The 24,679-nt window shown below is 58.2% G+C and carries 16 protein-coding genes, 2 other RNA genes and 2 pseudogenes; 12 read left to right on the forward strand and 8 right to left on the reverse strand.

The window, feature by feature from the left end:
• From xdhC to xdhA, 3 genes are all read right to left on the reverse strand, one after another.
• Complete coding sequence (gene xdhC / locus REH59_RS08325; RefSeq protein WP_003254321.1) at positions 1-846, reverse strand: xanthine dehydrogenase accessory protein XdhC; 846 nt, start codon at positions 844-846, stop codon at positions 1-3.
• Between the two features lie 172 nt (positions 847-1,018).
• Entirely contained in the window at positions 1,019-3,418 is a 2,400-nt protein-coding gene (gene xdhB / locus REH59_RS08330) for a xanthine dehydrogenase molybdopterin binding subunit (RefSeq protein ID WP_014859416.1), read from the reverse strand.
• Complete coding sequence (xdhA, locus tag REH59_RS08335) at positions 3,411-4,865, reverse strand: xanthine dehydrogenase small subunit (protein WP_003254319.1); 1,455 nt, start codon at positions 4,863-4,865, stop codon at positions 3,411-3,413. Before xdhA ends, xdhB begins: the two co-directional genes overlap by 8 nt.
• 268 nt (positions 4,866-5,133) lie before the next feature.
• Between xdhA and REH59_RS08340 the strand changes: the two genes are divergently transcribed.
• The 6 genes from REH59_RS08340 to REH59_RS08365 all read left to right on the forward strand — a co-directional run bounded on the left by REH59_RS08340 (position 5,134) and on the right by REH59_RS08365 (position 15,062).
• On the forward strand, positions 5,134-5,793 hold the full coding sequence (locus tag REH59_RS08340; RefSeq protein ID WP_003254317.1) for a GntR family transcriptional regulator: 660 nt from the start codon (positions 5,134-5,136) through the stop codon (positions 5,791-5,793).
• A gap of 3 nt (positions 5,794-5,796) precedes the next feature.
• Positions 5,797-9,285 carry a chromosome segregation protein SMC gene (smc, locus tag REH59_RS08345; RefSeq protein ID WP_320450475.1) on the forward strand — a complete coding sequence of 1,163 codons (3,489 nt, stop codon included), beginning with the start codon at positions 5,797-5,799 and terminating at the stop codon, positions 9,283-9,285.
• A 205-nt stretch (positions 9,286-9,490) separates the two neighbouring features.
• The gene (gene zipA / locus REH59_RS08350) at positions 9,491-10,384 is read left to right on the forward strand and encodes a cell division protein ZipA (RefSeq protein WP_003254313.1); all 894 of its coding nucleotides are present in this window, start codon (positions 9,491-9,493) and stop codon (positions 10,382-10,384) included.
• A gap of 219 nt (positions 10,385-10,603) precedes the next feature.
• On the forward strand, positions 10,604-12,934 hold the full coding sequence (gene ligA, locus REH59_RS08355) for an NAD-dependent DNA ligase LigA (protein ID WP_014859414.1): 2,331 nt from the start codon (positions 10,604-10,606) through the stop codon (positions 12,932-12,934).
• A 225-nt stretch (positions 12,935-13,159) separates the two neighbouring features.
• An RNA gene (ffs, locus tag REH59_RS08360) (signal recognition particle sRNA small type) lies at positions 13,160-13,256 on the forward strand.
• Positions 13,257-13,559: 303 nt separating this feature from the next.
• Positions 13,560-15,062 (forward strand): ATP-binding protein, encoded by a 1,503-nt coding sequence (locus tag REH59_RS08365; protein WP_320450476.1) that lies wholly within the window; start codon positions 13,560-13,562, stop codon positions 15,060-15,062.
• A 735-nt stretch (positions 15,063-15,797) separates the two neighbouring features.
• On the opposite strand, the pseudogene REH59_RS08370 reads toward REH59_RS08365, so the two are convergent.
• Positions 15,798-16,400, reverse strand: a pseudogene (locus REH59_RS08370) (recombinase family protein); the annotation flags it as partial.
• Positions 16,401-16,615: 215 nt separating this feature from the next.
• On the opposite strand from REH59_RS08370, the gene REH59_RS08375 reads away from it, so the two are divergent.
• Positions 16,616-16,999 carry a hypothetical protein gene (locus tag REH59_RS08375; RefSeq protein ID WP_320450477.1) on the forward strand — a complete coding sequence of 128 codons (384 nt, stop codon included), beginning with the start codon at positions 16,616-16,618 and terminating at the stop codon, positions 16,997-16,999.
• 206 nt (positions 17,000-17,205) lie between these two features.
• On the opposite strand, the gene REH59_RS08380 is transcribed toward REH59_RS08375, so the two are convergent.
• Entirely contained in the window at positions 17,206-17,370 is a 165-nt protein-coding gene (locus REH59_RS08380; protein WP_320450478.1) for a helix-turn-helix domain-containing protein, read from the reverse strand.
• 318 nt (positions 17,371-17,688) lie between these two features.
• On the opposite strand from REH59_RS08380, the gene REH59_RS08385 reads away from it, so the two are divergent.
• Together REH59_RS08385 and REH59_RS08390 are read left to right on the forward strand one after the other, a co-directional pair.
• The gene (locus tag REH59_RS08385) at positions 17,689-18,057 is read left to right on the forward strand and encodes a hypothetical protein (RefSeq protein ID WP_320450479.1); all 369 of its coding nucleotides are present in this window, start codon (positions 17,689-17,691) and stop codon (positions 18,055-18,057) included.
• Between the two features lie 209 nt (positions 18,058-18,266).
• Complete coding sequence (locus REH59_RS08390) at positions 18,267-18,836, forward strand: hypothetical protein (protein ID WP_320450480.1); 570 nt, start codon at positions 18,267-18,269, stop codon at positions 18,834-18,836.
• A gap of 605 nt (positions 18,837-19,441) precedes the next feature.
• Here the strand turns inward: REH59_RS08390 and REH59_RS08395 are convergent.
• Both REH59_RS08395 and REH59_RS08400 read right to left on the reverse strand, forming a co-directional pair.
• Positions 19,442-20,872, reverse strand: a complete 1,431-nt coding sequence (locus REH59_RS08395; protein WP_320450481.1) for a hypothetical protein — start codon at positions 20,870-20,872, stop codon at positions 19,442-19,444.
• Between the two features lie 478 nt (positions 20,873-21,350).
• Positions 21,351-22,646: a site-specific integrase gene (locus REH59_RS08400; protein WP_230064980.1), complete on the reverse strand. Its 1,296-nt coding sequence runs from the start codon at positions 22,644-22,646 to the stop codon at positions 21,351-21,353.
• A 152-nt stretch (positions 22,647-22,798) separates the two neighbouring features.
• Between REH59_RS08400 and ffs (REH59_RS08405) the strand changes: the two genes are divergently transcribed.
• Positions 22,799-22,884: signal recognition particle sRNA small type (ffs, locus tag REH59_RS08405), an RNA gene on the forward strand.
• Between the two features lie 35 nt (positions 22,885-22,919).
• Here ffs (REH59_RS08405) and REH59_RS08410 read toward each other — a convergent pair.
• Positions 22,920-23,339, reverse strand: coding sequence for a helix-turn-helix domain-containing protein (locus REH59_RS08410; RefSeq protein ID WP_014859413.1), 420 nt, complete (start codon positions 23,337-23,339; stop codon positions 22,920-22,922).
• Positions 23,340-23,422: 83 nt separating this feature from the next.
• Here REH59_RS08410 and REH59_RS08415 point away from each other — a divergent pair.
• Together REH59_RS08415 and REH59_RS08420 are read left to right on the forward strand one after the other, a co-directional pair.
• Positions 23,423-23,572 (forward strand): annotated as a pseudogene (locus tag REH59_RS08415) (DUF2938 family protein); the annotation flags it as partial.
• Positions 23,573-23,632: 60 nt separating this feature from the next.
• On the forward strand, positions 23,633-24,613 hold the full coding sequence (locus REH59_RS08420; RefSeq protein ID WP_003117291.1) for an IS5-like element ISPa41 family transposase: 981 nt from the start codon (positions 23,633-23,635) through the stop codon (positions 24,611-24,613).
• Positions 24,614-24,679 lie beyond the last annotated feature (66 nt).

Genomic DNA, 24,679 nt, shown 5'->3' on the forward strand with positions numbered 1-24,679 from the left:
TCAAATGGCTTGGCTGCGGCGGGAGGGCGGCAGCAATTGGGCAATGGGGCCGGCATTGGCGGCAGCGTCGTGCTGGCCGAAGCAGGCGTTGTAAGTGGCAATGATTTCACCGGCGATAGACACGGCGATCTCGATGGGCAGCTTGCCCTTGACCTCGGCCAGGCCCATCGGGCAGCGCATGCGTGCCATGACGGCCTCGTCGAAGCCTCGCTCGCGCAGGCGGTGCTCGAACTTGACCCGTTTGGTCTTCGAGCCGATCAGGCCGAACCAGGTGAAATCGTTGCGCTTGAGAATGGCGGCGGTCAGTTCCAGGTCGAGCTGGTGGTTGTGGGTCATGACGATGCAGTAGCTGCCGGGCGGCAGGTCTGCGACTTCGTCGACCGGCTCTTCACTGACCACCTTGGTCACCCCGTTGGGGATGAGCTCGGGGAATTCCTGTTCACGCGAGTCGATCCAGCGCACCCGGCAGGGGAGCGCCGCGAGCAAGGGTACCAGAGCCCTGCCGACATGGCCCGCGCCGAACACGGCGATCTGAGCCTGCACGGCGGCCATGGGTTCGAACAGCAGCACGGTCACGCCGCCGCAGCACTGGCCCAGGCTGGCGCCGAGGCTGAAGCGCTCAAGGTGCGGCGTGGTGCGCTGCGCTTCGAGCATTTGCCGGGCGATGTGCAGCGCCTTGTATTCCAGGTGGCCGCCGCCGATGGTGTCGAACAGACCGCTGGCGCTGACCACCATCTTCGAGCCGGCATTGCGCGGTGTCGAGCCGCGTTCCTCGATGATGGTCACCAGCACGCAGGCTTCGCCACGGGACTGGTGGTCGGCGAGGGCGTTGATCCATTGGTGCATGATGCAGATCCTCTTCAGGTCAACGCGGTCCGCTTCTTTGTGGGAGCGGCCTTGTGTCGCGATAGGGGCGCGAAGCGGCCCCAGAATATTTAAAGCAACATACATATTTGGGGCTGCTGCGCAGCCCTTTCGCGACACAAGGCCGCTCCCACAGAAAAAGCGGAGCGCGGCGTTACTGGGTGACGGTTTCCAGCTCCGGTTCTGCGGACTGAGTGGCAGCCACCGCCTTGCGCATCTGCTCACAGCCCCACAGCACCCGCTCCGGTGTTGCCGGCGCGTCCACCTGTGGCTGCACGCGGTAGTTGGCGAGGCTGGCCACGGCATCCTTGATCGCGCACCAGGCGGCAATGCCGAGCATGAACGGCGGCTCGCCCACGGCCTTGGAGTGGAACACGGTGTCCTCCGGGTTCTTGCGGTTTTCCACCAGCTTCACCCGCAAGTCCAGTGGCATGTCGGCCACGGCCGGGATCTTGTAGCTGGCCGGGCCGTTGGTCATCAGCTTGCCTTTGGCGTTCCACACCAGTTCTTCGGTGGTCAGCCAGCCCATGCCCTGGATGAAACCGCCTTCCACTTGGCCGATGTCGATCGCAGGGTTCAGCGAATCGCCCACGTCGTGCAGGATGTCGGCGCGCAACATCTTGTATTCGCCGGTCAGCGTATCGACGATCACTTCCACGCAGGCAGCGCCAAAGGCGAAGTAGTAGAACGGCCGGCCGCGGGCCTGGCTGCGGTCGTAGAAGATCTTCGGTGTGCGGTAGAACCCGGTGCTGGACAGCGACACCTGAGCGAAGTAAGCCTGCTGCACCAGTTGCTCAAAGCTGACGATCTGGTCGCGCACCCGCACATGGCCGTTACGGAATTCGACGTCTTCCTCGGTCACCTGATAGTGCCGTGCGGCAAACTCGGTCAGGCGCCGCTTGAGGATTTCGGCCGCGTTCTGCGCCGCCTTGCCGTTCAGGTCGGCACCACTCGACGCTGCGGTTGGCGAGGTGTTGGGTACCTTGTCGGTGTTGGTGGCGGTGATCTGGATGCGGCTGAAGTCCACCTGGAAGATCTGCGCCACCACCTGGGCCACCTTGGTGTTCAGGCCCTGGCCCATTTCGGTGCCGCCGTGGTTCAGGTGAATGCTGCCGTCGGTGTAGATATGGATCAGTGCACCGGCCTGGTTGAGGAAGGTGGCGGTGAACGAAATGCCGAACTTGACCGGTGTCAGTGCCAGGCCTTTCTTCAGGATCGGGCTGTTGGCGTTGAAGCGGCGGATCGACTCGCGGCGTTCGGCGTAGTCGCTGCTGGCTTCCAGTTCGGCGGTCATCTCCTCGAGCATGTTGTGCTCGACGGTCTGGTAGTAGTGGGTGACGTTGCGTTCGGTCTTGCCGTAATAGTTGGCCTTGCGCACGGCCAGTGGGTCACAGCCCAGATGACGGGCGATATGGTCCATCACCTGCTCGATGGCGACCATACCCTGTGGGCCGCCAAAGCCGCGGTAGGCGGTGTTGGAGGCGGTATTGGTCTTGCAGCGGTGCCCGTGGACGGTGGCATCGCCCAAGTAGTAAGCGTTGTCGGAGTGGAACATGGCGCGGTCGACGATCGAACCGGACAGGTCGGGCGAATAGCCGCAGTTGCCGGCCAGGTCGAAATTGATACCGTGCAGCCGGCCGTTGTCGTCGAAGCCCACGTCATACTCGACGTAGAACGGGTGGCGCTTGCCGGTCATGGTCATGTCTTCGACCCGCGGCAGGCGCATCTTGGTTGGCTGGCCGGTCAGGCGCGCGACTACCGCGCACAGGCATGCCGGGCTGGCGGCCTGGGTTTCCTTGCCGCCAAAACCGCCACCCATGCGGCGCATGTCCAGCACCACTTTGTTCATCGGCACGTCGAGCACTTCGGCGACCAGTTTCTGCACTTCGGTGGGGTTCTGCGTGGAGCAGTAGACGATCATGCCGCCGTCTTCGGTGGGCATGACCGAGGAAATCTGCGTTTCGAGGTAGAAGTGCTCCTGGCCGCCGATGTGCAGGGTGCCCTGAATGCGGTGCGGGGCGCTGGCCAGGGCGGCAGCCGAATCGCCGCGCTGGTGGGTGTGGCTGTCGAGCACGAAGTGCTTCTTGCGCAGTGCATCGACCACGTCCAGCACCGGCTCCAGGTCTTCGTACTCGACGATGGCGGCCATGGCCGCTTTACGTGCGGTTTCAAGATCGCGGGCAGCGACAGCGAGCACCGGCTGGCCGAAGAACTCGACCTTGTCGATGGCCAGCAATGGGTCGCCGGCCACCACCGGGCCGATGTCCTTCAGGCCGGGGATGTCTTCGTGGGTGATGGCAATGCGCACACCCTCGAAGGCATAGCACGGCGTGGTGTCGATGCGCAGGATGCGCGCATGGGCGCGGTCGGCGGTGCGGGCGTAGACGTGCAACTGGTTGGGGAATTCCAGGCGGTCGTCGATGTACACAGCCTCGCCGGATACATGCTTGTCGGCGCTGTCGTGCTTGACGCTGCGGCCGACCCCGGTGGTCAGGTCCTGGCTGAACAGTTCGGCCATCTCGGCCTGGCTCTTGGCTACGTGATGGTTAGACATAAGCGGTCACCCGGGTTTCGATGTGCGGCGTTTGCTGTTCGATGAAGTACTTGCGCAGCAGGTTCTGCGCGGTCAGCAGGCGGTATTCCTTGCTGGCGCGGAAGTCGCTGAGCGGGGTGAAGTCCTCGGCCAGGGCCTGGCAGGCGCGCTCGATGGCGGCCTGGTTCCACGGCTTGCCGCGCAACGCTGCCTCGCAGGCACGGGCGCGCTTGGGTATCGCCGCCATGCCGCCGAAGGCGATCCGCACACCGCTGACCACACCGTCTTCGATGCTCAGGTTGAAGGCTGCGCACACGGCGGAGATGTCGTCGTCCAGGCGTTTGGACACTTTATAGGCGCGGAACGCCCAGTCACTGGAGGCGCGCGGTACGATGATCTTCTCGATGAACTCGCTGTCCTGGCGAGCCGTGATGCGGTAGTCGATGAAGTAGTCTTCCAGTGGCATCACCCGTTGGCGTTCACCCTGGCGCAGCACCACCTGCGCGTCCAGGGCGATCAGCAGGGGTGGCGAGTCGCCGATTGGCGAGGCGTTGCCGATGTTGCCGCCGAGGGTGCCCTGGTTGCGTATCTGCAGTGAGGCAAAGCGGTGCAGCAGGGCGCCGAAGTCGGGATACTCCTCGTTAAGCGCGCCATAGCAGTCGGTGAGCGGGGTGGCGGCGCCGATTTCCAGGTGGCTGGCGGTTTTCTCGATGCGCTTGAGCTCGGCCACGTGGCCGACGTAGATCATCACGGGCAAGGTCTTGTGGAACTGGGTGACTTCCAGCGCCAGGTCGGTACCACCGGCCAGCAGCCGCGCTTCGGGGTGCGAGCTGTACAGGTCGGCCAGATCCGCCACGGTCAGCGGCACCAGGCAGCGCTTGTCGCCGCTGTTCAGCTCGCCGGTCTGGGTCGGGGCAATGGCCTTGAGGCGGCTGATGGTTTGCGCCTGCTGGGCATCGAACTGGTCGCGGCAGGGCTGGCGGCAGCTCTGCTCGGCGGCGTCGAGGATCGGCCGGTAACCGGTGCAGCGGCACAGGTTGCCAGCCAGGGCTTCCTGGGCCTGGTGCAGGTCAGGGCCGCTGCTGTTCTTTTGCAGGGCGAACAACGACATGACAAAGCCGGGGGTGCAGAAGCCGCACTGCGATCCATGGCAATCGGCCATGGCCTGTTGCACGCTGTGCAGTTGGCCTTGGTGCTTGAGCCCCTCGACGCTGATCAGTTGCTTGCCGTGCAGCGACGACACAAAGGTGAGGCACGAATTGAGGCTGCGGTAGCGCAGGCTGTCGTTGCCTTGGTCGTCCTGGCTCAGTTCGCCGACCACCACGGTGCACGCACCGCAGTCACCACTGGCGCAGCCCTCCTTTGTGCCGGGTTTGCCCAGGTGCTCGCGCAGGTACTGCAGCACTGTCATGTTAGGGTCCAGGGCGTGCTCACTACGCAGCTCCTGGTTGACGAGAAACTGGATCACGGGGATGGCCTCGCAATGGTTTTATTGTTGTTGGGCGGACTCTAAGCAAGACCTGTCTGGCAGGTCAATATTTTTCTGACTCAAAGGTCAAGAAAATGCACGTATCCATGCCCAGCTGCACACACTGCCTCTATTCCAAGCATAGATCGCGCCGAGCGCGTGGCTGTCTGACAGGTCAAATAAACCACCTGGCCCCTCTGCGCGATTACCGCCCAAGTACGCTACAATTCGCCCCTTGTGCCCAGTTCAATGATTTTGAAGGAAAACCATGACGTTCAAGGCCCCGGACAGCCTCTCCGAGCAGATTGCCGATTACCTGGCCGAACGCATCATCCGCGGCGAGCTGGCGCCGGGCGAACGTATCCAGGAGCAGAAGGTTACCCAGGCGCTCAACGTCAGCCGCGGCTCGGTGCGCGAAGCACTGCTGATCCTCGAACGCCGCCATCTGGTGGCGATCCTGCCGCGACGTGGTGCCCATGTCACCGAACTGGACGAACGCAGCGTTCGTAGCCTGTGCTCGCTGATGGGCGAGTTCTACATCCTGCTGGGCAATGCGGTTGCGCAAAAATGGCGCACCGAAGCCGACCTGCGCCCGTTTCTGGAGATCCAGCAGCGGCTGCAGCGTGCCCATGACCAGCTCGACATCAAGACCTTCGTCGCCGACAGTTTTGCGGTCATGCGTGCGGCCTATCCGTTCGCCGACAACCCGTTCCTGCAGGAAACCGTGGAAAACCTGCAACCGGCCATGAGCCGTGCCTATTACCTGTCGCTGGACCAGCGCCAGGCCAACATGATCGACTATCTCGACCTGTTCGCCCGCCTGCTCGAAGCCGTGGTCTCCCGCGACCTGCCGCGCATTCGCGAGGTGCTCACCGCCTATGGCCAGCGCAGCTGCGAACTGGTGCTGGCGGCACTGGCCAGAGGCTGACCGATGCGCCTGAAGTGCATTCGCCTGGCCGGGTTCAAGTCGTTCGTCGACCCGACCACGGTCAACTTCCCCAGCAACATGGCGGCCGTGGTCGGCCCAAACGGCTGCGGCAAGTCCAATATCATCGACGCGGTGCGTTGGGTGATGGGCGAAAGTTCGGCGAAAAACCTGCGCGGCGAGTCGATGACCGACGTCATCTTCAACGGCTCCAGTGGCCGCAAGCCGGTCAGCCAGGCCAGTATCGAACTGGTGTTCGACAACAGCGAAACCACCCTGGTCGGCGAGTATGCCGCCTACGCCGAGATTTCGATCCGCCGCAAGGTTACCCGCGACGGGCAGAACAGCTATTACCTCAACGGCACCAAGTGCCGCCGGCGTGACATCACCGATATCTTCCTCGGGACGGGTCTGGGGCCGCGCAGCTACTCGATCATCGAGCAGGGCATGATCTCCAAGCTGATCGAGGCCAAGCCCGAGGAGCTGCGCAACTTCATCGAGGAAGCGGCGGGCATTTCCAAATACAAGGAGCGCCGCCGCGAAACCGAGAACCGCATCCGCCGCACCCAGGAAAACCTGGCGCGCCTGACCGACCTGCGCGAAGAGCTCGAGCGCCAGCTGGAGCGTCTGCATCGCCAGGCCCGGGCCGCCGAGAAGTACCGTGAGTACAAGGCTCAGGAGCGGCAGATGAAAGCGCGCCTGTCTGCCTTGCGCTGGCGAGGCCTGGACGAACAAGTCCGCCAGCGCGAGTCGGTGATCGGCGACCAGGGCGTTTCTCATGAGGCACTGGTGGCCGAGCAGCGCAATGCCGATGCCAGTATCGAACGCCTGCGCGACGGTCATCACGAACTGTCCGAACGCTTCAACCAGGTGCAGGGCCGTTTCTATTCGGTGGCCGGTGACATCGCCCGGGTCGAGCAGAGCATTCAGCATGGCCAGCAGCGCCTGCGGCAGTTGCAGGACGACTTCAAGGAAGCCGAGCGCACACGCCTGGAAACCGAATCGCACCTGGGGCACGACCGTACTTTGCTGGCAACCCTGGGCGAAGAGCTGGTCATGCTCGAACCCGAGCAGGAAATGACCCTGGCGGCTGCCGAGGAAGCCGCTGCCGCGCTTGAAGAGGCCGAGCTGGGCATGCACGGCTGGCAGGAGCAGTGGGACAGCTTCAACAGCCGCTCCGCCGAACCGCGCCGCCAGGCCGAAGTGCAGCAAGCGCGCCTGCAGCAGCTGGAAACCAGCCTTGAGCGCCAGGCCGAGCGCCAGCGCAAGTTGGTCGAGGAGCGCGAGCAACTGGGCAGCGACCCGCAGGATGCCGCCATGTTCGAACTGGCCGAGCAATTGGCCAGCAGCGAAATGCTGCTGGAAGAACTGCAGCTCTGCGAAGAGCAGGTGATCGAGCGCCTGGAAAGCGCGCGCGAGCAACTGCAGCAGGCCACCCGGACGCAACAGCAGGCACAGGGCGACCTGCAGCGCCTGGGCGGGCGCCTGGCCTCGCTTGAAGCCTTGCAGCAGGCCGCCCTGGAGCCGGGCGCAGGTGCTGCGCAATGGCTGCACGGCCAAGGGCTGGAGCAACAGCCGCGGCTGGCCGAAGGCTTGCGGGTGGAGCCGGGTTGGGAGCTGGCGGTAGAGACGGTGCTTGGCGCCGATCTGCAGGCTGTGCTGGTGGACGATTTCAACGACCTCGATTTTGCGGGCCTGGAACAGGGTGAGCTGCGTTTGCTGCTGGCCGTCGGCGCGGGGGCGACGTTGCCCGGCAGCTTGCTGGAGAAGGTTGAGGGCCGTATCGACCTGGCGCCCTGGCTGGGCCAGGTCAGGCCTGTGGAAGACCTGGCTCAGGCACTGGAGCAGCGCGCGTCGCTCGGCGAAGGGCAGAGCCTGGTCAGTCGTGATGGCTACTGGGTCGGCCGGCACTTCCTGCGGGTACGCCGAGGTGGCGAGGCCGAAGGCGGCGTGCTGGCGCGCGGCCAGGAAATCGAACGCCTGAGCCAGGAACAACTGGAGCAGGAAGCGGCGCTGGAACAGCTCGATCAACAGTTGCAGGCCCTGCGCGAGCAGCAACTGGACCTGGAGGAGCAGCGCGAACAGTTGCGCCGCCGCACACAGGATGAAAACCGCCTGCACGGCGAGCTGAAGGCCAGTCTTTCGGCCAGCCGCGCGCGCGCCGAGCAGGTCGAGCTGCGCCGCCGCCGCCTGCACGAAGAGCTGGGCGAGCTGGAAGAGCAGCGCGCCCTGGAACACGAGCAACTGGGCGAAGCACGCCTGCTGCTGCAAGAGGCTCTGGAGCTCATGGCCCAGGACACCGAGCAGCGCGAACAGTTGATGGCCCGCCGCGACACCCTGCGCGAAAGCCTTGACCGGGTGCGTCAGGAGGCCCGCCAGCACAAGGACCACGCTCACCAGCTGGCGGTGCGCCTGGGGTCGTTGCGTGCCCAGCACGACTCTACCCGCCAGGCGCTGGAGCGCCTGGAACTGCAAGCTGCGCGCCTGACCGAGCGCCAGGAACAACTAAGCCTGAACCTGGAGGAGGGTGAAGCCCCGCAGGAAGAACTGCGCCTGAAGCTGGAGGAGCTGCTGGAGCGGCGCATGAGCGTCGACGAGGAAATGCGCCTGGCTCGCCTGCACATGGACGAAGCTGACCGCGAACTGCGCGATGCCGAAAAACGCCGCACCCAGGCCGAGCAGCAGGCCCAGCTGCTGCGTGGTCAACTGGAGCAGCTGCGCCTGGAGTGCCAGGGCCTGGATGTGCGGCGCAAGACCCTGCAAGAGCAGTTGCTGGCCGACGGCTATGACCTGCAAGGCGTGCTCGCCACCCTGGAAACCGAGGCCAGCGAGCAGGGTACCGAACAGGAACTGGAGCAGCTTGAAGCGCGCATCCAGCGCCTGGGGGCGATCAACCTGGCGGCCATCGAAGAATACGAGCAGCAGTCCGAGCGCAAACGATACCTGGACGCTCAGGACGCCGACCTGGTCGAAGCGCTGGAGACCCTCGAAAACGTCATCCGCAAAATCGACAAGGAAACCCGCAACCGCTTCAAGGATACCTTTGATCAGATAAATGCCGGATTACAGGCACTTTTCCCAAAAGTTTTCGGTGGTGGCAGCGCTTATCTGGAACTGACGGGCGAAGATCTACTCGATACAGGGGTAACGATCATGGCGCGACCGCCGGGCAAGAAGAACAGCACCATCCATCTGCTGTCCGGCGGCGAGAAGGCACTGACCGCCTTGGCGCTGGTGTTTGCCATCTTCAAGTTGAACCCCGCACCGTTCTGCATGCTCGACGAGGTCGATGCACCGCTGGACGATGCCAACGTCGGGCGCTACGCGCGTCTGGTCAAGGAAATGAGTGAAAGCGTGCAGTTCATCTACATCACCCATAACAAGATTGCCATGGAGATGGCGGACCAATTGATGGGGGTAACCATGCATGAGCCGGGTTGTTCACGCCTTGTTGCAGTTGATGTGGAGGCGGCCATGGCCATGGTCGACGCTTGATGCACGACGATAGGGGCACATTCTGCAGCGAAATGCCCCCGCCGTGTGCGACAGACGGTGTAAAGTTGTCTTTGGTCGTGCTAGCTTAATGTCACTCGTTTTTTGCGTGGGTAAAACGCCTGTCAGAACATAGAGTTGGCGCCACGTGTTAAAGGGCTTTGAACCCTTTGTTTTCAAGCATATTTTTATAGAGGCACGGGATTACATGGAAATCGGTCTGCGCGAGTGGCTGATCCTCATCGGCATCATTGTTATCGCCGGGATTCTTTTCGACGGCTGGCGCCGCATGCGCGGCGGGAAAGGCAAGTTGAAATTCCGTCTGGATCGCAGTTATTCCAACCTGCCGGACGAAGAGGGTGGCAGTGCCGAAGTGCTCGGCCCGTCGCGCGTGCTCGATACCCACAAGGAGCCTGAGCTGGACGAAAGCGACCTGCCGTCGCTCAGCGCATCTGCGCGTGATCGCGAGCGTGAGCCCAAGCCGGTCAAGGCCAGCAAGCGCGGCAAGCGTGCCAGTGCGGCTGCCGATGTGCAGCAGGGTGACCTGAACCTGAGCGCCGAGCAGCGCGAGCCCGACCTGTTTGCCGACAGCGATGACGACTTTGCCGCCGACAACAACCGTAGCAGCGGCGCAGCGCCTGCCAGCAGCAGCGTCAAGGAGTTGCCACCCGCCGAAGAGGTGCTGGTCATCAGCGTGATCTCTCGCGACGAGGGTGGCTTCAAGGGCCCGGCGCTGCTGCAGAACATCCTGGAAAGCGGCTTGCGCTTCGGCGAAATGGACATCTTCCACCGCCACGAGAGCATGGCCGGTCACGGCGAGGTGCTGTTCTCGATGGCCAACGCAGTCAAGCCTGGCGTGTTCGACCTGGACGACATCGATCACTTCAGCACTCGCGCTGTGAGCTTCTTCCTCGGCTTGCCGGGCCCGCGTCATCCGAAGCAGGCTTTCGACGTGATGGTTGCCGCGGCACGCAAGCTGGCCCACGAACTGAACGGTGAGCTCAAGGATGACCAGCGCAGCGTGCTAACTGCCCAGACCATCGAGCACTACCGCCAGCGTATCGTCGAGTTCGAGCGCCGTGCGCTGACCCAGAAACGCTGACAGATCCAGACGAAAGAGCAGCCTGAGGGCGTGCTGGCCGGTTCGGGTATCGTCGTTGCCTGTGCCGGCCTCTTCGCGGGTAAACCCGCTCCTACAAAGGCATGTGATGCCCTCGTAGGAGCGGGTTTACCCGCGAAGAGGCCGGCACAGTCAATAGACACCTAAAACTCCACGCACACCCCAAGCTGCTCTTTTGCTTTGCAAGAGAAGACAAATCCCATGACCGCCGAAACCCGTATCCTCGAACTGCGTGCCGAGCTCGATCAGCATAACTATCGCTACTACGTGCTCGACGAGCCCAGCGTGCCTGATGCCGAATACGACCGCCTGTTCAACGAGCTCAAGGCGCTGGAAGCCGAACACCCGCACCTGGTAACCCCCGACTCGCCCACCCAGCGCGTTGGCGGCGCTGCCTTGGCTGCGTTCAGCCAGGTGCGCCACGAAGTGCCCATGCTCAGCCTGGGCAACGCCTTCGAAGAAGCCGATTTGCGTGAGTTCGGTCGCCGCGTGGTAGAAGGCCTCGATCAGCCGGGTGCGGTCGACTACAGCTGCGAACCCAAGCTCGATGGCCTGGCCGTGAGCCTGCTGTACCGCGACGGACAGCTGGTGCAGGGCGCCACCCGGGGCGACGGCACCACTGGCGAAGACATCAGCGCCAACGTACGCACCGTGCGCAACATCCCGCTCAAGTTGCAGGGTAAGGGCTGGCCGGCAGTGCTGGAGGTGCGCGGCGAGGTGTACATGAGCAAGGCCGGTTTCGACCGGCTCAATGCCGCCCAGGCCGAGGCCGGTGGCAAGACCTTCGCCAACCCGCGCAATGCCGCCGCTGGCAGCTTGCGCCAGCTGGACTCGAAAATCACCGCCAGCCGCCCGCTGGAGTTCTGCTGCTATGGCGTCGGCCAGTTGTCCGAAAGCATCGGCGACAGCCACATCGGCATACTCGAGCAACTCAAGGCCTGGGGCCTGCCGATCAGCCGCGAGCTCAAGCATGCGGCGGGCATCGAAGAATGCCTGGCCTACTACCGCGACATTGGCGAGCGGCGTAACAGCCTGCCGTATGAGATCGACGGTGTAGTGTTCAAGGTCAACAGCCTGGCCGCCCAGCGCGAGCTGGGCTTCCGCGCCCGAGAGCCGCGCTGGGCGATTGCCCACAAGTTCCCGGCCATGGAAGAGCTGACCGAGGTGCTGGACGTTGAGTTCCAGGTTGGCCGTACGGGTGCCGTAACGCCTGTAGCGCGGCTGAAACCGGTCAAGGTGGCCGGTGTGACCGTGTCCAACGCCACCTTGCACAACATGGACGAAATCGCCCGCCTGGGCCTGCGCATCGGCGACACGGTGATCATTCGCAGGGCCGGCGACGTGATTCCGCAGGTGATGCAGGTGGTGCTGGAGCGTCGTCCGCAAGACGCCCGCCCGGTAGAGGTGCCAAGCGAGTGCCCGGTGTGTGGTTCGCAGGTCGAGCGCACCCAGCTGGTCAAACGCAGCAAAGGCAAGGAAACCACCAGCGAAGGGGCGGTGTACCGCTGCGTCGGCCGCCTGGCCTGTGGCGCGCAGCTCAAGCAGGCGATCATTCATTATGTGTCGCGCCGTGCCATGGACATCGACGGCCTGGGTGAGAAGAGTGTCGAGCAGTTGGTGGATGAGGGCCTGATCGGCTCGCCGGCTGACCTGTACAAGCTGCAGTTCGAGCAGGTCGTCGGCCTTGAAGGCTTTGCCGAGGTGTCGACCCAGAAGCTGCTGGATGCCATCGAAGCCAGCAAGCGCCCGAGCCTGGCGCGCTTCATCTACGCGCTGGGCATCCCGGATGTCGGCGAGGAGACTGCCAAGGTGCTGGCCCGCTCGCTGGGCAGCCTGGCGCGCGTGCAGCAGGCATTGCCGCAGGTGCTGACCTATTTGCCGGACATTGGTCTCGAAGTGGCCTACGAGATCCACAATTTCTTTGAAGACGAGCACAACCAGAAGGTTATCCAGCAGCTGCTCGACAGCGGTATGCAGTTGCAGGACGAAGGTGAGCTGGCTGCCGAATTTGCCGCCAGCACCACCTTGGCCGGGATGATCGCCAAGCTCGACATTGCCTCCGTCGGCCCGACCGGTGCCGAGAAGTTGGTGGCCAAGCTCGACAGCCTGGACAAGATCATCGCCGCCGACGGCATTGACCTGCGCCAAGCCCTGGCGGCCAAGCAGGCCGACGCAGTGCGTGAGTTCTTCAAGGATGAAGCAAACCAGAAACTGGCCCGGGACATCGAAGCGCAGTTGCTGGCGTTCGGCATGCACTGGAGCAGCGAGAAGAAGGTGGCCGAAGGCTTGCCGCTGGCCGGCCAGACCTGGGTGCTGACCGGTACGCTGGAGCGCATGAGCCGGGACATTGCCAAGGAAAAGCTGGAAAGCCTGGGGGCCAAGGTTGCCGGTTCCGTTTCCGGCAAGACCCACTGCGTGGTGGCAGGGCCGGGGGCAGGTTCCAAGCTGGCCAAGGCTGCTGAGCTGGGTGTGAAGGTACTGGACGAAGATGCCTTCGTCACATTCCTGGCCGAACAGGGCATAGCGGTCTAGGCATCCGTGCCCCCCTGTGGGGGGCAACTGTCTTGCTCAATACTTGAAAAGCCTGCGCGGTCGCCCGTAGGAGCGGGTTTACCCGCGAAGAGGCCCGTCCAGGCCGTCTCGACCCTGACAAGTCATTGAGAAATGATGACTTTTTCTGTCGCAGTGGTTGTATCTGCCCCAAAGACCGGTACAATGGCGCCACTCGCTGCTCAGCGAGGCATGTAGTGGTGGCCCCATCGGTCCCCCCGCATTGATTACCCGTTAACCTGGTCAGGCCCGGAAGGGAGCAGCCATAGCGGGAACATCGAGTGCCGGGGTGTGGCTGGTGGGGCCGCCTCCATTACGTAAGTCCTTGATTTTAAAGGACTTTTCTCGCTGAAAATCTCGAAGTGGAACAGTGCTTAGGTACACCGGAGTGGTGCACAATAGTCCTATGTTATCTTCGGCGCCTTCTGACTCCAAGCCCCTTGCCATTAGGGCTGCGCAACGTAGCCAGCTCATCATGCGTAAGCAGGAATGCTGAGCATTTTTTGGTAAGATACGCTGCCCCGGCGGCCTTGCGGTTGCATCAGGGGTTACAGTCGAGCTAGCAAATGCTCCGTACGAATTAGCCCACGTGATTCAGGATGATTAAGTGATTACCAACCTTCTTCTCCCCAAACGCTATGAAAGCTTGCAGGATGCCGCCGTCGAGAAAGAGGCTGACCTCACTCAAATCGTTCGGAAAGTGCCTGATGCTACGGCTCGAATCGAGCAGCTTCTTCGGCAAGTGTCTAATGGCGGGCTTGGCCGATTTGAGCTATTTGTCGGGCCCTCAGGCTCCGGCAAAACAACATTTTTGAGTACTCTGCCTCGGTTCTATGCAGGTGCACATGTAACACCCATTTCAGACAAGTTCTCTCTTGCTGAGGCAGCTGCCGAAATTCGTAGTCTTGGCAGTTCACCCGTTTCTGGCCAAGTTTTTGTAATGCTGGAGCGTGATAATCCAAACCTGGTAGAGTCGGAGCTTCGTAGCTTCTTCGAGGAGCTACGTCGTACTTTCAGGACTCGTGAAGGGCGTGTGCTTGTAATTTGGCCAATAACGGATGAAACTTCAGCGGAATTGATCCAGTCAACTGCTTGGGCTGTCGGCAGTGACAGTATTGTTGACTTTGCGTCTCGTGGGCGTTACGAATTTACAGGCTTGCCCAAGTCTGCCTATTTTGAGGTAGCTGATATTACAGCTCGCTCATTGAACTCTGGGCAGGGGCTCGAGGCTTTCGGGCTTGGTGTTGAGGTTGTTCAGCCCATGCTGCAGAGAAGTGCCACCATTAGTCAGTTTTACAGCTTGTTGGAAGCTAAATCGCAAGAGCTTAATAACCAGTTCGGGGACACTCTTAAAGAGCGTCGGCTGCCAAGTGTCTGGATTCTCGTGGGTGGGGATGATACCCGTGAATTGAGCCTCACGGTTGCTAACCTTACCCAGGGGACGGAAAAGAGAATTGATATTGACCGCATGATTGCTGTACTTGATGCGGGTGATTCGACTACTGGCTATCTGGGTGAGTGGCGAAAGAAACGTCATCAAGTGGCATTTTTGCTGCGGCATTTGGATGTGAGGCTTTTCGAGCTAACTCCTAACGTAGCTGTCAGTGCCATTCGTGCATTTGGTGATGCTGCTATCACTGATAAGCTGAATAAGAAAAAGGAATCCGCAGCTAACGCTAGTTCTGCTATTCAAGTTGCCAGGTTCTTTCAGTTGTTGACTGGTGCTCAGTCATCGAATGCTGCAACGATTAGGGCAGCATCTGTTGAAACCGCGGATGAATATAAGCGCGTGCAACAGCTAGCGTCCAAGTCAGACAAGGCCATGAATAAAGCTCTTGCCGCATGTATTGCGCGAGGCCTTGAAGATGTCGGTATTGGGGGTGTGGTAACTGCGGAGCAGCGGAAGCTTGATCCTAAAAGTAATCTCCAGCCGGATATTATGATTGATCTTGCCGATGGTAGGTTGGTTTGTATTGAGCCTACCTGGCGTACCACTGGCGTAGGTATAGTTGGAGAAATCCCCGAGCAGCAAAGCTCTATGACTGTCGGCCACATTCAGCAATATTTGCTTTCGAAAGTTTTGGAGTATGTAAACGATTTGGGTGCATAGTCAAGTTTCCGCTGGCTAACCGCACAGACTAGAACTGGATGTTTCAGTTGGCTGGTTGTCGTAATCGTTTAATGCATGAGCCATGCACCCTTAGGCCCCGCAGATTCTAATCTGCGGGGCCTTATCATTTTTTCTTCTGCTGATTACCATTGCGCCCTTTGAAAGAGCCGTATAACAGGCGGTCGAGGTTAAGAGCCATTCCCGTACCAACTCACTGGCATCGGTTATTTATCCAAAATATCTGAGGCGAAGAAAACCCCGCCGTTACGGGGTTAGCTACGAAGGCGTTCTATCGCTGTGGCGATGGCATCGGCGTTGTCATCAAGGGCCTGGAGGCGGGTCATTGTGCTGTCGTGTACATTCACGGAACCTCGCTGCCTAACCCATGTACTGACTTCCTCTATCGCTGCCCGTAAGGCAGTGTGGTTCATATGCAGCAACTCCAACGTGTTTGCTATTGTTGCGTCCCGGTCTTCCATGGTGTGCTCACTCTGGGGCTGATACCGCAGCGTAGGGGTTTACAGCACCCTGTTCCAGTTGTGTTTGAATGTACCCCCCTTACTCCTGGGGTACTTGGCCGGCCTTCTCCAGCGCCTCTTTCTTGTCCATCCAGGATTGGTAATCCGCCTCAGTGAGATCACGGCCGTTGGGCATGTGGGATTGCTCAATCTTCTCATCGAGGATTGCGTATTCCTTTCTGAACGCTTCGTGTGCTGCGTCCAGGGCGTTCAACTGGCGAACCTTCTGTACCGTCGTGGTACTGCACTTCAACAGCTCGGCCACCTTCCGGATGCTCTTTCCGTCTGCCAGTAGTTCACTAACCCGCTTGTGCAGATCAAGGTTAGCTGGGCGGCCTTTGTACGCACCCTCTGCCTTGGCTGTAGCGATGCCCTGGGCCTGACGACGGCGACGGTCTTCGTAATCTTTGCGTGCTACTACGGCTAGTATGTCCAGCAACATGCCGTTCACAGCTGCAATCATCCCCTTCGTGAAGTCGTCCATTCCATCGGCGGGCTTCAAGACCGCGTGACTGGTGCTTAGGTCGAGGGACACTACAGTTACCTTCTTGGCCGCTATTCTGGCCTTCAAAAGTGCCCAATCATCCTGACTCAGCCTGGATAACCGATCTACCCCTTCGATCAACAGCACGTCACCTTCGTGGCTGTCATCCAGAAGGCGGAACAACTGTGGGCGTTCAAGTTTGGCGCCGCTAGCGTTCTCGATGTAGAAGGCTGCGATCTTATGACCTTGTTCAGCAGCGAAATCGATCAATGATTGCTTTGCCCGTGTCGCGTCCTGTTCGGAAGTCGATGCCCGAAGATAAGCACGGATGAACATAGTAGGTTGCTCTGTGACAGTTTGGGTGTGTCACATACTACTGTGTCACATAAGGTCGGTAAAGGTATTTAATGACACAATTTCAAGGATGCTTTGAGCGGGTTTCCAGCCACTTCGCTTGTGGTGCATGAAGCACACCCTAAACCACACAGTGAACAGTAGGTCGTGGATGTGCTAGAACGCATCAACCTGGCAATAGGAAAGGAAGCATTCTCATGAATGTGCATAAAGCACTTCTAGCTGTTGCCATCGCTCTACCAGGCTATGTCCACGCGGGTGGATTCAGCTCTGATCAACTCTGCAAGGCAGCGATAGCGATGGAGATGGGCCGACCAGCAGACACCATGAAAACTATGCGACGGGGTGATATGCCCGAAATAAGCTATAGTCGCCCTGATGGTGATCGTTTTCGTTACAGATGCAAGGTAGTCGGGGATCGGATCATCTGGTCAGCCTTCTTTACTGACACTGCCAGTTGGGGGCGTTGGCGTGAAGGTGAGTGGGATGCTGCGCTAACGTTTCAGGTGGCGGGTGAAACCCTCTATGTAACTTCGTCTGAAACAGGCCTTACTCAAACCTTTACCAAGACTGACTTCTGAAAGCAGCGGGCAGAGTAGCAAGTAAGTACCGCATAACCATGTTTTTTCTGTGGTTAAAGGCTAGCGGGGGGGGGGTATGGCTAAACCCAATCCTCCGCAATGCCAATGAATTCAGGGCGTGCGATGAAAATTGCTGGTCGTAGGGGCGCATGCTGCCAGTACCGACGGTAGTTAACTGGTAGTTACCGAATTAGTTTTTGACCGAATCACAGGCCTTCAAAAAGGGCTGAAATACTCACGCCCAGGGCGTCAGCTAACACCTTGATGGCATTGATGGATGGGTTGGCACCACCCGTTTCGATGCGAGACATGTAGGTTCGGGCGAAGCCGCACCGATCTGCGAACGCTTCCTGGCTCATGCCCATAGCCATGCGGAGCACCCTGACTCGGGTGCCGAATTGCTTCTGGAGCGCTGGTGAAGGGGGAGGTGCAGGCATTCCCCAATGGTCAGCGAGTGTGCTTTAATCGTGAACACACTAATCGTGACATGCAGGTCAGTTAGGCATCCAAAGCGGTGCCCCACACGGACCCTCTAAGTCAGTCCACGGTGTACGGCGTCGATGCCCAGTCAAAGGCAGTCGTCGGGTAAGTCAGCGAGTCCAGTTAGTCGGCAAGTCCAGCGAGTTGAGCAAGTCCCGCAAGACCTAAAACCATGCTTATTCAACAAGCTGCTTAGCAGAGGACGACTCATGACTGATCAAAATGTAGCCAATGACCAAACGGTTTGTGTTCCACGATACGCATTTGAGGCATTGGCGGCGTACAGCGCCCTGAACGAGGATAAGGTGGCAGTGATGCTCCTTCTCCTTATGCGTATGGACAGTAGCCGTGCGGTGAGTGTCGACACCACGCTGCTACCTGATTTTCTTACGTTCAGGGAGGAGCGGGTGCACCGTGCAATCTCAAGCCTCATCGAGTACGGCTGGGTGGAGTCGGTTGATGAAAAAGCACTGCGGCTTGGATTTCTCAAATGCGTAGTCCATTCGGCATTCACTGACTCGGATTTCCAGACTTTGAAAATGGTTCTAGCCAACCACCGATTTTTGTTCGGGGTTTGATAAGTGCACCCTGACTTGCCTCGGCAATATGGGGTAGTCAGATAAGCAGTATCCAGCAGTGGCTATGACGTCTCCGCAATGGAGTATTGCCAAAGCCATTGCTGGCTTAATTCCCATCCCGTGCTCACGACGAAACCGTTCCATTCGTGCCTTACGGTACGGCAGGAACGAGCGTTGGCGAGCCTTCGACAATACACAGGAAGTAAACGATGAGAGTGACGTTCCAAAGCGTGTTTGTGGTTGGTGCACTGCTGCTGTCAGGTTGTGATGATTCAACCTCCAAGGCGCGTATTGCGTTGGAGGCGCAGATGACTGACCCCCAGTCCGCTCAATACCGGAACGAGCAGGTGAAGCCATGGGGTGTTGTATGCGGTGAGGCAAACGTAAAAAACTACGCTGGTGGTTACATTGGATTTACTCCGTATATTGCGTTTCCAATGGATGGGGATGATTGGGAGGCGGTGGTTATGGATGATAAGAATTTTGATTACGTTAGTCCCCTATGTGCAAAGTCACCGATTGAGTTGTACAGGGCAGAAGTCTTGCCAGAGTCGGAGAAGGGGTGGTATGTCATGCTGCTTCCATCACCAGATGACCATGGCGTCCTGAACCTCGAGGATGTAACTAAGCTGAATAAGCTAGGCTACAAGGTCATAGTTTCGAAGGCAGGTAAGGGATACCTAGGCCCGTTCAAGAATAAGAAGTCTACTCAAGTTGTAGGTTACTCAATGGCAGTGGTGGCTGGTATAAGTTGGTTTTCCTCCCAGTGGATGTTCTAGTAGAGGATGCAGTGTAAAGTCTAAGTTGAATGGTAGGGGTGGTTGGGGCACGTCCGCCCACCCTGATTGAATTGCAACGTACCGTTGCGGGTACACATTAAGTATTAAATTAACTTTGTGTTGGAGGGTGTGGGGCAGGAGCCAAAGCCCCACCATCTTTCTGGATTGCAAATCTGAGTATGTTAATTGTGACGCAGTGCGTCACGGATCAATTTGTTTAAGTGGGTTAATCTTGAGGTGGAGGAGGGGGTATCACCCTCCTTCCCCTGCTTAATGTAACGTTACGCGATGTGCCTGCGGCACAGGTTAACTTCGTCGTGACGTGCGTTACGGTTAATACGTTAAATTGATTTTATTTTAAGGTGAGGGAGGGGTGCTGCCCTCCGTCCCCTGCTGGATATAAAGTTGTTCAACGTGCCTTCGGCACGGGTTTGTTTTATTTTGGCATGCGTGTTACATATGGTTAAATAAAACTCGTAAGTTTCAAGGGTGAAGGGGGCACCCTCCATGCTCTGTATGACCATGTGCTGAGATGGGGGCTATAAAAATTGGATAGTGCTTGGGGTGTAACCTTTCCTAAGAAGTCTTTTAGGATATGTTACAGGTCACGCTGCTTCGAGGGCGGTTTTTATTAGAGCAATTTTTGCCCTGGAAACACCAGTTGCTTTGTTGATTGCTACGGCGCTTTCATTTAGTTCCAGACGCCTCTGAACCTCTGCTTCTTTTTTCTTGCAGAGTGTTCTCCCGTCACTTTGCATGGGTATCGAGTCTGCTAGGGACCATTCAACAGTGGCTCCTGGAAAGTAAGTGGACTTAAAGTATTCTGCAACTCGGTAATCAGGGACGTAAAAGGTGATCTCATCGGTGTTGCTCGGAATGCGTACAGCTGAGCGAGCCGCTGCTTGTAAAGCTGGCTCCAGCAGTCTGGTAGTGATAAATGCACTTTCGAACTCAATTCCGTATTTGGTTTCCAGGTATGCTATTCCTTTGCTGTCCGATGGGCTTGGATTGCCTCCGAACATGATGATTGCTTCTGTGGCATGTGTATACTGGTTCAGGCCTCTGCAATCTTTGGGCAGGTAGCAGACATCGGGTGTGTGTTCTAGTTTGGCCCATTTATTTGCTAAGAGTAATGGGGTGGACTTGACGTGTTTCATGATTAGTTTGAGTGCAATGTTTATTTTCGTCTCATCATTGTGGGGGTGAAGCATTTTGGCTTTGCTGAAAATTTCTCCCTTACGCATAATGGGGTAGATTTTAATCCTGCATTTGTAGGGCAAATGGTCGGGTGTGAGGGGCGAATCTGCAAATTCAAAGTTATTGGCCTTGGCAAGCACATGGAACTCAGTCTTCAATACATTGGCGGCAAGAATGTGACTCTCTCTAGCTGATGTGAAAATCCTCCACCAGGACTTAATTTCCTCCACTGCCCTTACATGTCGCTTTTTATTGTGCTGCATCTCATCAATGAAAACTTCAACACCCATTAGTAATAGGCGGAATACTTGTGCTCCTGAGTTTCCAAGTGTCGAGCAGTCTGTGCCATTAGCGTCTGACCTGTTTGTCGCTAATTGCTTTTCCACCTTCTCTTTCTCGCCCTCTTTGATAAATAATTGTCCGCCTTTTTCGTAAAGGTAATCAAATAGGCGTTTAAGCTCTAAAGGGTCCAAGGGGTAGTCGTGGTACTCGACGACCTTTGGAAGTTCGTCAATGATAACCGTCCAGCAAGCTAGTAACTTTGGGTTCGCCTTTTTTAATGATTCTTGTGTGCATATGATAAGGTAATCGTTCTTTTCCCATAGTGCCTGCTCTAGGCAATCAACTACGCGAGTATCGCAACCATGGTAAATGGCTTGGTATGACAGCCCGGCGTCAGATGCTCGAAATGCTACTTCCTTGATTAAAGCGATGGTAGGTAGTGCGAGGACTAGCAGCTTTCCGTCTAGGGTTAGTTTGGGGATGTTGTCGAGAAGTTTTTGCGTTTTGCCTGAGCCTGGTGCTGCGATAGCGGTGTAAATGATTTTTTTGACTTGCATATTGTATGGGTGCGTCTGATTTCGTGTGGTTCTGTAATATGTTTTACGTGTTCTTTAGGTGAAGTCTTTCCGCAATGCCTGGTGGGCATGGGGTGAATAATGAATCTAAGTGTGGGGCGGGACTTAAGTGCGGTAGTCCTGTTGGCGCTGATGATACGGGTTTGGTTTTGGGCGTCAACAAGAATCTAATGGTGTAGTTGCGGCCTGAATGTGAACATGTAAAGTTATTACTTTAGTCTGGCTTTAATGTTTATATTGGTTTTCTGACGGCTGATTAGCTGCATTGGTTGTGTCATGTGATTAGATTTCTGGTGTTGTCATGGGGTGGTTTATCTCTGTCTGGTTGGGACCGGCAGCGCCGCTGTGGGCAGCCAGAAAAGCCGACGTTCTTGGTATCGGCGCCAGCGGTTTCCCATCATTTACCTAGCGGGATTCGCAGCTAGGAAGCCGCCACCGCTATGTCATACGCCAGTGAGCGTTACAAGCTGATATGCGACAACGCTTCCAGCATCGCCCTGATGGGGTTACGGCTCCCATAGACGCTGAACGTCACCGCTGCATCTTCGTGTCCAGCGATACGTTTGATTAGAGAATCCTGCACCCCGGCATCCCGTAGGTCATCGATAAGGGTATGGCGGAAGCTGTGGAACGTCTTGCGACCATCGGTGACGCCCTGTTTGGTCTTGTAACGACCAAACCACTTTGATGGGGCATGGCCCAGCTTGCCTCGAACGGCTTCCAGTTCAGGAAACACCCGATCAGCACCGGTAGCCTTGACCGATTCAATGTGCTGGAGCAGGCCCATATCTAGCAGGCTAGGGTGTAAAGGAATCACGCGACGACTGCTGGCGTTTTTGAGGTTTTGGCCCGCACCGTTGTCATCAATGCGGATGCACTGGATTCCCTGTTGTTCGATAAAGTCATCGACTCGCAATTGGCAGAGTTCTTCCAATCGCGCCCCCGTGGCTCTCCCCAGCAACGGAAGCCAGTAGCGCCAGGGATTCTTGCGGGCTTCTTTTCGCAATGCCTCATGATCCAGTAGGGCTACCAGGTCGTGGCGGTCAAATGACAGGCGTGCTTCCTTTGCCGATCCCGTCATGACCTTCATGCCAGCCAGAGGGTTGTCAGTAACGTACCCGTTCGCTTTGCACCAGTTCACAAAGGCGGTGAGCTTGCGTAGTCGGTTGTTCACCGTGACGGCGGTGATGGTCTTGTAACTGCTACCCGATTCGACCACTTCTCGCAGAGTCTTCCCCTTGAACTCGGGGCGTAGCCCGAAGTATTGGGGGCACTGGCTCAGCCGCTCTTTTAGTAGGCGAGCTTGTTGTGGATCGAAGGCTGCCGCAGGCATGTCACCCATCAGCTCGAACAGGTCGGCTAGTGCACGTTCCACATCGTCGATACTGCCTTGCCGCCATGTACCACCGCGTTTGCCTTCCTCTATATAAAGCTTGGAAAGGGTTGCCAGGGTAGGACCGCTACTTGCTGGCTTCGCTGTGGGCGCCACAGCTTGCTTTGATGCAGTGCAGGGTAATGGCCTGGGGGATGAGTCGCGCCATTGCACGCAAAGCACACGCAGCGTTTCAGGAGGCGTTAGGGGGTGCTCGTTCAAGTGGCTGCTCACTCGCTGAGCCAGTGAGGTTGCAAGGTACAAGGCTGCCTGCCGCTCTCGCACTCGCAGGGAAATACGCAGGGTGTGCCGGTTGGGGAATAGGTGCTTTGGCAGTCGAAGGTTGAGGTAGTAAACGGACTGGCGGCGGACGATGTAGGCCATGAGGGAACACCAGAGTGGACCAGTAAAGTGGACCAATTGAGTGGAACAATTCTGGTCACACCCCGAGTCTTGAGCGAGCGTACTTGGTGTTTGCATGGGTAGATGGCGATCTACCTCATCAGCCTGAAACCCTTGCCCCATAAGGCTCGCATTGATTCCCGAGCATGCTTGCATGCGTACCTGGTCAGGCCCGGAAGGGAGCAGCCATAGCGGGAACATCGAGTGCCGGGGTGTGGCTGGTGGGGCTGCCTCCATTTCTGGGGTCGGAAAACCTCAATCTGTAACGAACGTCTTCGTTCTTTTCTGCTTTTCGCCCAATGCTCCTGCCGCCGACAGCTTCATCAGCTGCTGGAATTTCGGGCATGCCAGATGATCTTTCTCAGGACACTGTGCGGCATGCCGCAACCCCTTGCTCATCGCCCGCAACCGCTTGATCCGCGCATCCAGCTCGTCCGCCTTGGCCATCAGCATCTGCCGGTCGACCTGCAGGTCCACCAGCATCGCCCCCACTTCATCCAGCGAAAACCCCGCAGCCTGCCCCAGGGCGATCAGCGCTAGCCTGTCCGCCACGTCGGCTGCAAACTGTCGACGCTGACCGTGCCCGGCAAGCGACTTGAGCAAGCCTTTCTTCTCGTAGTAACGCAGTGTCGATGCGGGTACGCCTGTGCGTTTGGCGACGTCGGCAATGTCCATTTCGGGCCCTTGACTTGAAGTTGACTTCAACTTCTATGCTGCGCGGCATGGTAATGACCGTCAACCTTCGAGGGCTTGTTCAAATGACGTTTACTGCGATGTTTTTAGCTGCATTGCCGATTGGCATAGCTGCCACTGTAGTGATGGACCTGTGGGGGCTGCTGCTGAGGCGGTTGGGTGTGGCAACGCTGAACTTTGCCATGGTCGGGCGTTGGGCGGGGCACTTGCTAGGGAATCTCCGAACAAGCCTTCAGTTATGCGAGAATCCCCGCAACACCTGATCCGAGCCGCCCATGAGCCAGATGAGCTTTTCCGACTTTGAGTACGCCGGCAAGCGCAAGCAAACCCGCCGAGAGCGCTTCCTCGCCGAAATGGATCAGGTGGTGCCCTGGGCAGGCCTGCTGGAGCTGATCGAACCGTTCTACCCCAAGGCCGGCGGCGGTAGAAAACCCTATCCTCTGGAAACCATGCTGCGCATCCATCTGTTGCAGAACTGGTTCTCCCTGAGCGACCCGGCCATGGAGGAAGCGCTCTACGAAATCACGCCCATGCGCCAGTTCGCACGCCTGACGCTGAGCGCGCCAATCCCCGAAGACACCACGATCATGAACTTCCGGCACTTGCTGGAGAAGCATCAGCTCGCACCGGCAATCCTTGCGGTCATCAATGGTTATCTGCAGGAAAAAGGCCTGTCGCTGCGCCAAGGCACCATCGTCGATGCCACCATTATTCATGCCCCCAGCTCGACCAAAAATAAAGAAGGCAAGCGTGATCCCGAGATGCACCAGACCAAGAAAGGCGGTCAGTATTTCTTCGGGATGAAGGCGCACATCGGTGCCGATGTCGAGTCCGGCCTGGTGCATCACGTCCATGGCACCGCTGCCAATGTGGCCGATGTCACGCAGGTGGCTGAACTGCTGCATGGCGAAGAAAACGCCGTGTATGCAGATGCCGGTTACACCGGTGTCGAAAGGCGCGAAGAGCATGAAAATCGGGGGGTGATCTGGCAGATTGCAGCGCGTCGCAGCACCTATTCCAAGCTGAACCAGCGCAGCGTACTGTACAAAGCCAAGCGCAAGATCGAGTTCTGCAAGGCTCAGACACGGGCCAAGGTCGAGCATCCGTTTCGCGTGATCAAGCGGCAGTTTGGTTACGTGAAAATACGTTTTCGTGGGCTGATGAAAAACACGGCTCAGTTGACCACGCTGTTCGCCCTGGCAAACCTGTGGAGGGTTCGAAAACAGCTCATGGGTATGGGTGAGGTTCGCGTTTAACACGGAGAACCGGTCGAAAAAGCTCTCCGTACATGATTTTTCGGTCACTTTTCGTCCAATGACGCT

It is taken from the genome of Pseudomonas sp. BO3-4, assembly GCF_034044115.1.
In the GTDB taxonomy this organism is placed as follows: Bacteria; Pseudomonadota; Gammaproteobacteria; order Pseudomonadales; family Pseudomonadaceae; genus Aquipseudomonas; species Aquipseudomonas alloputida.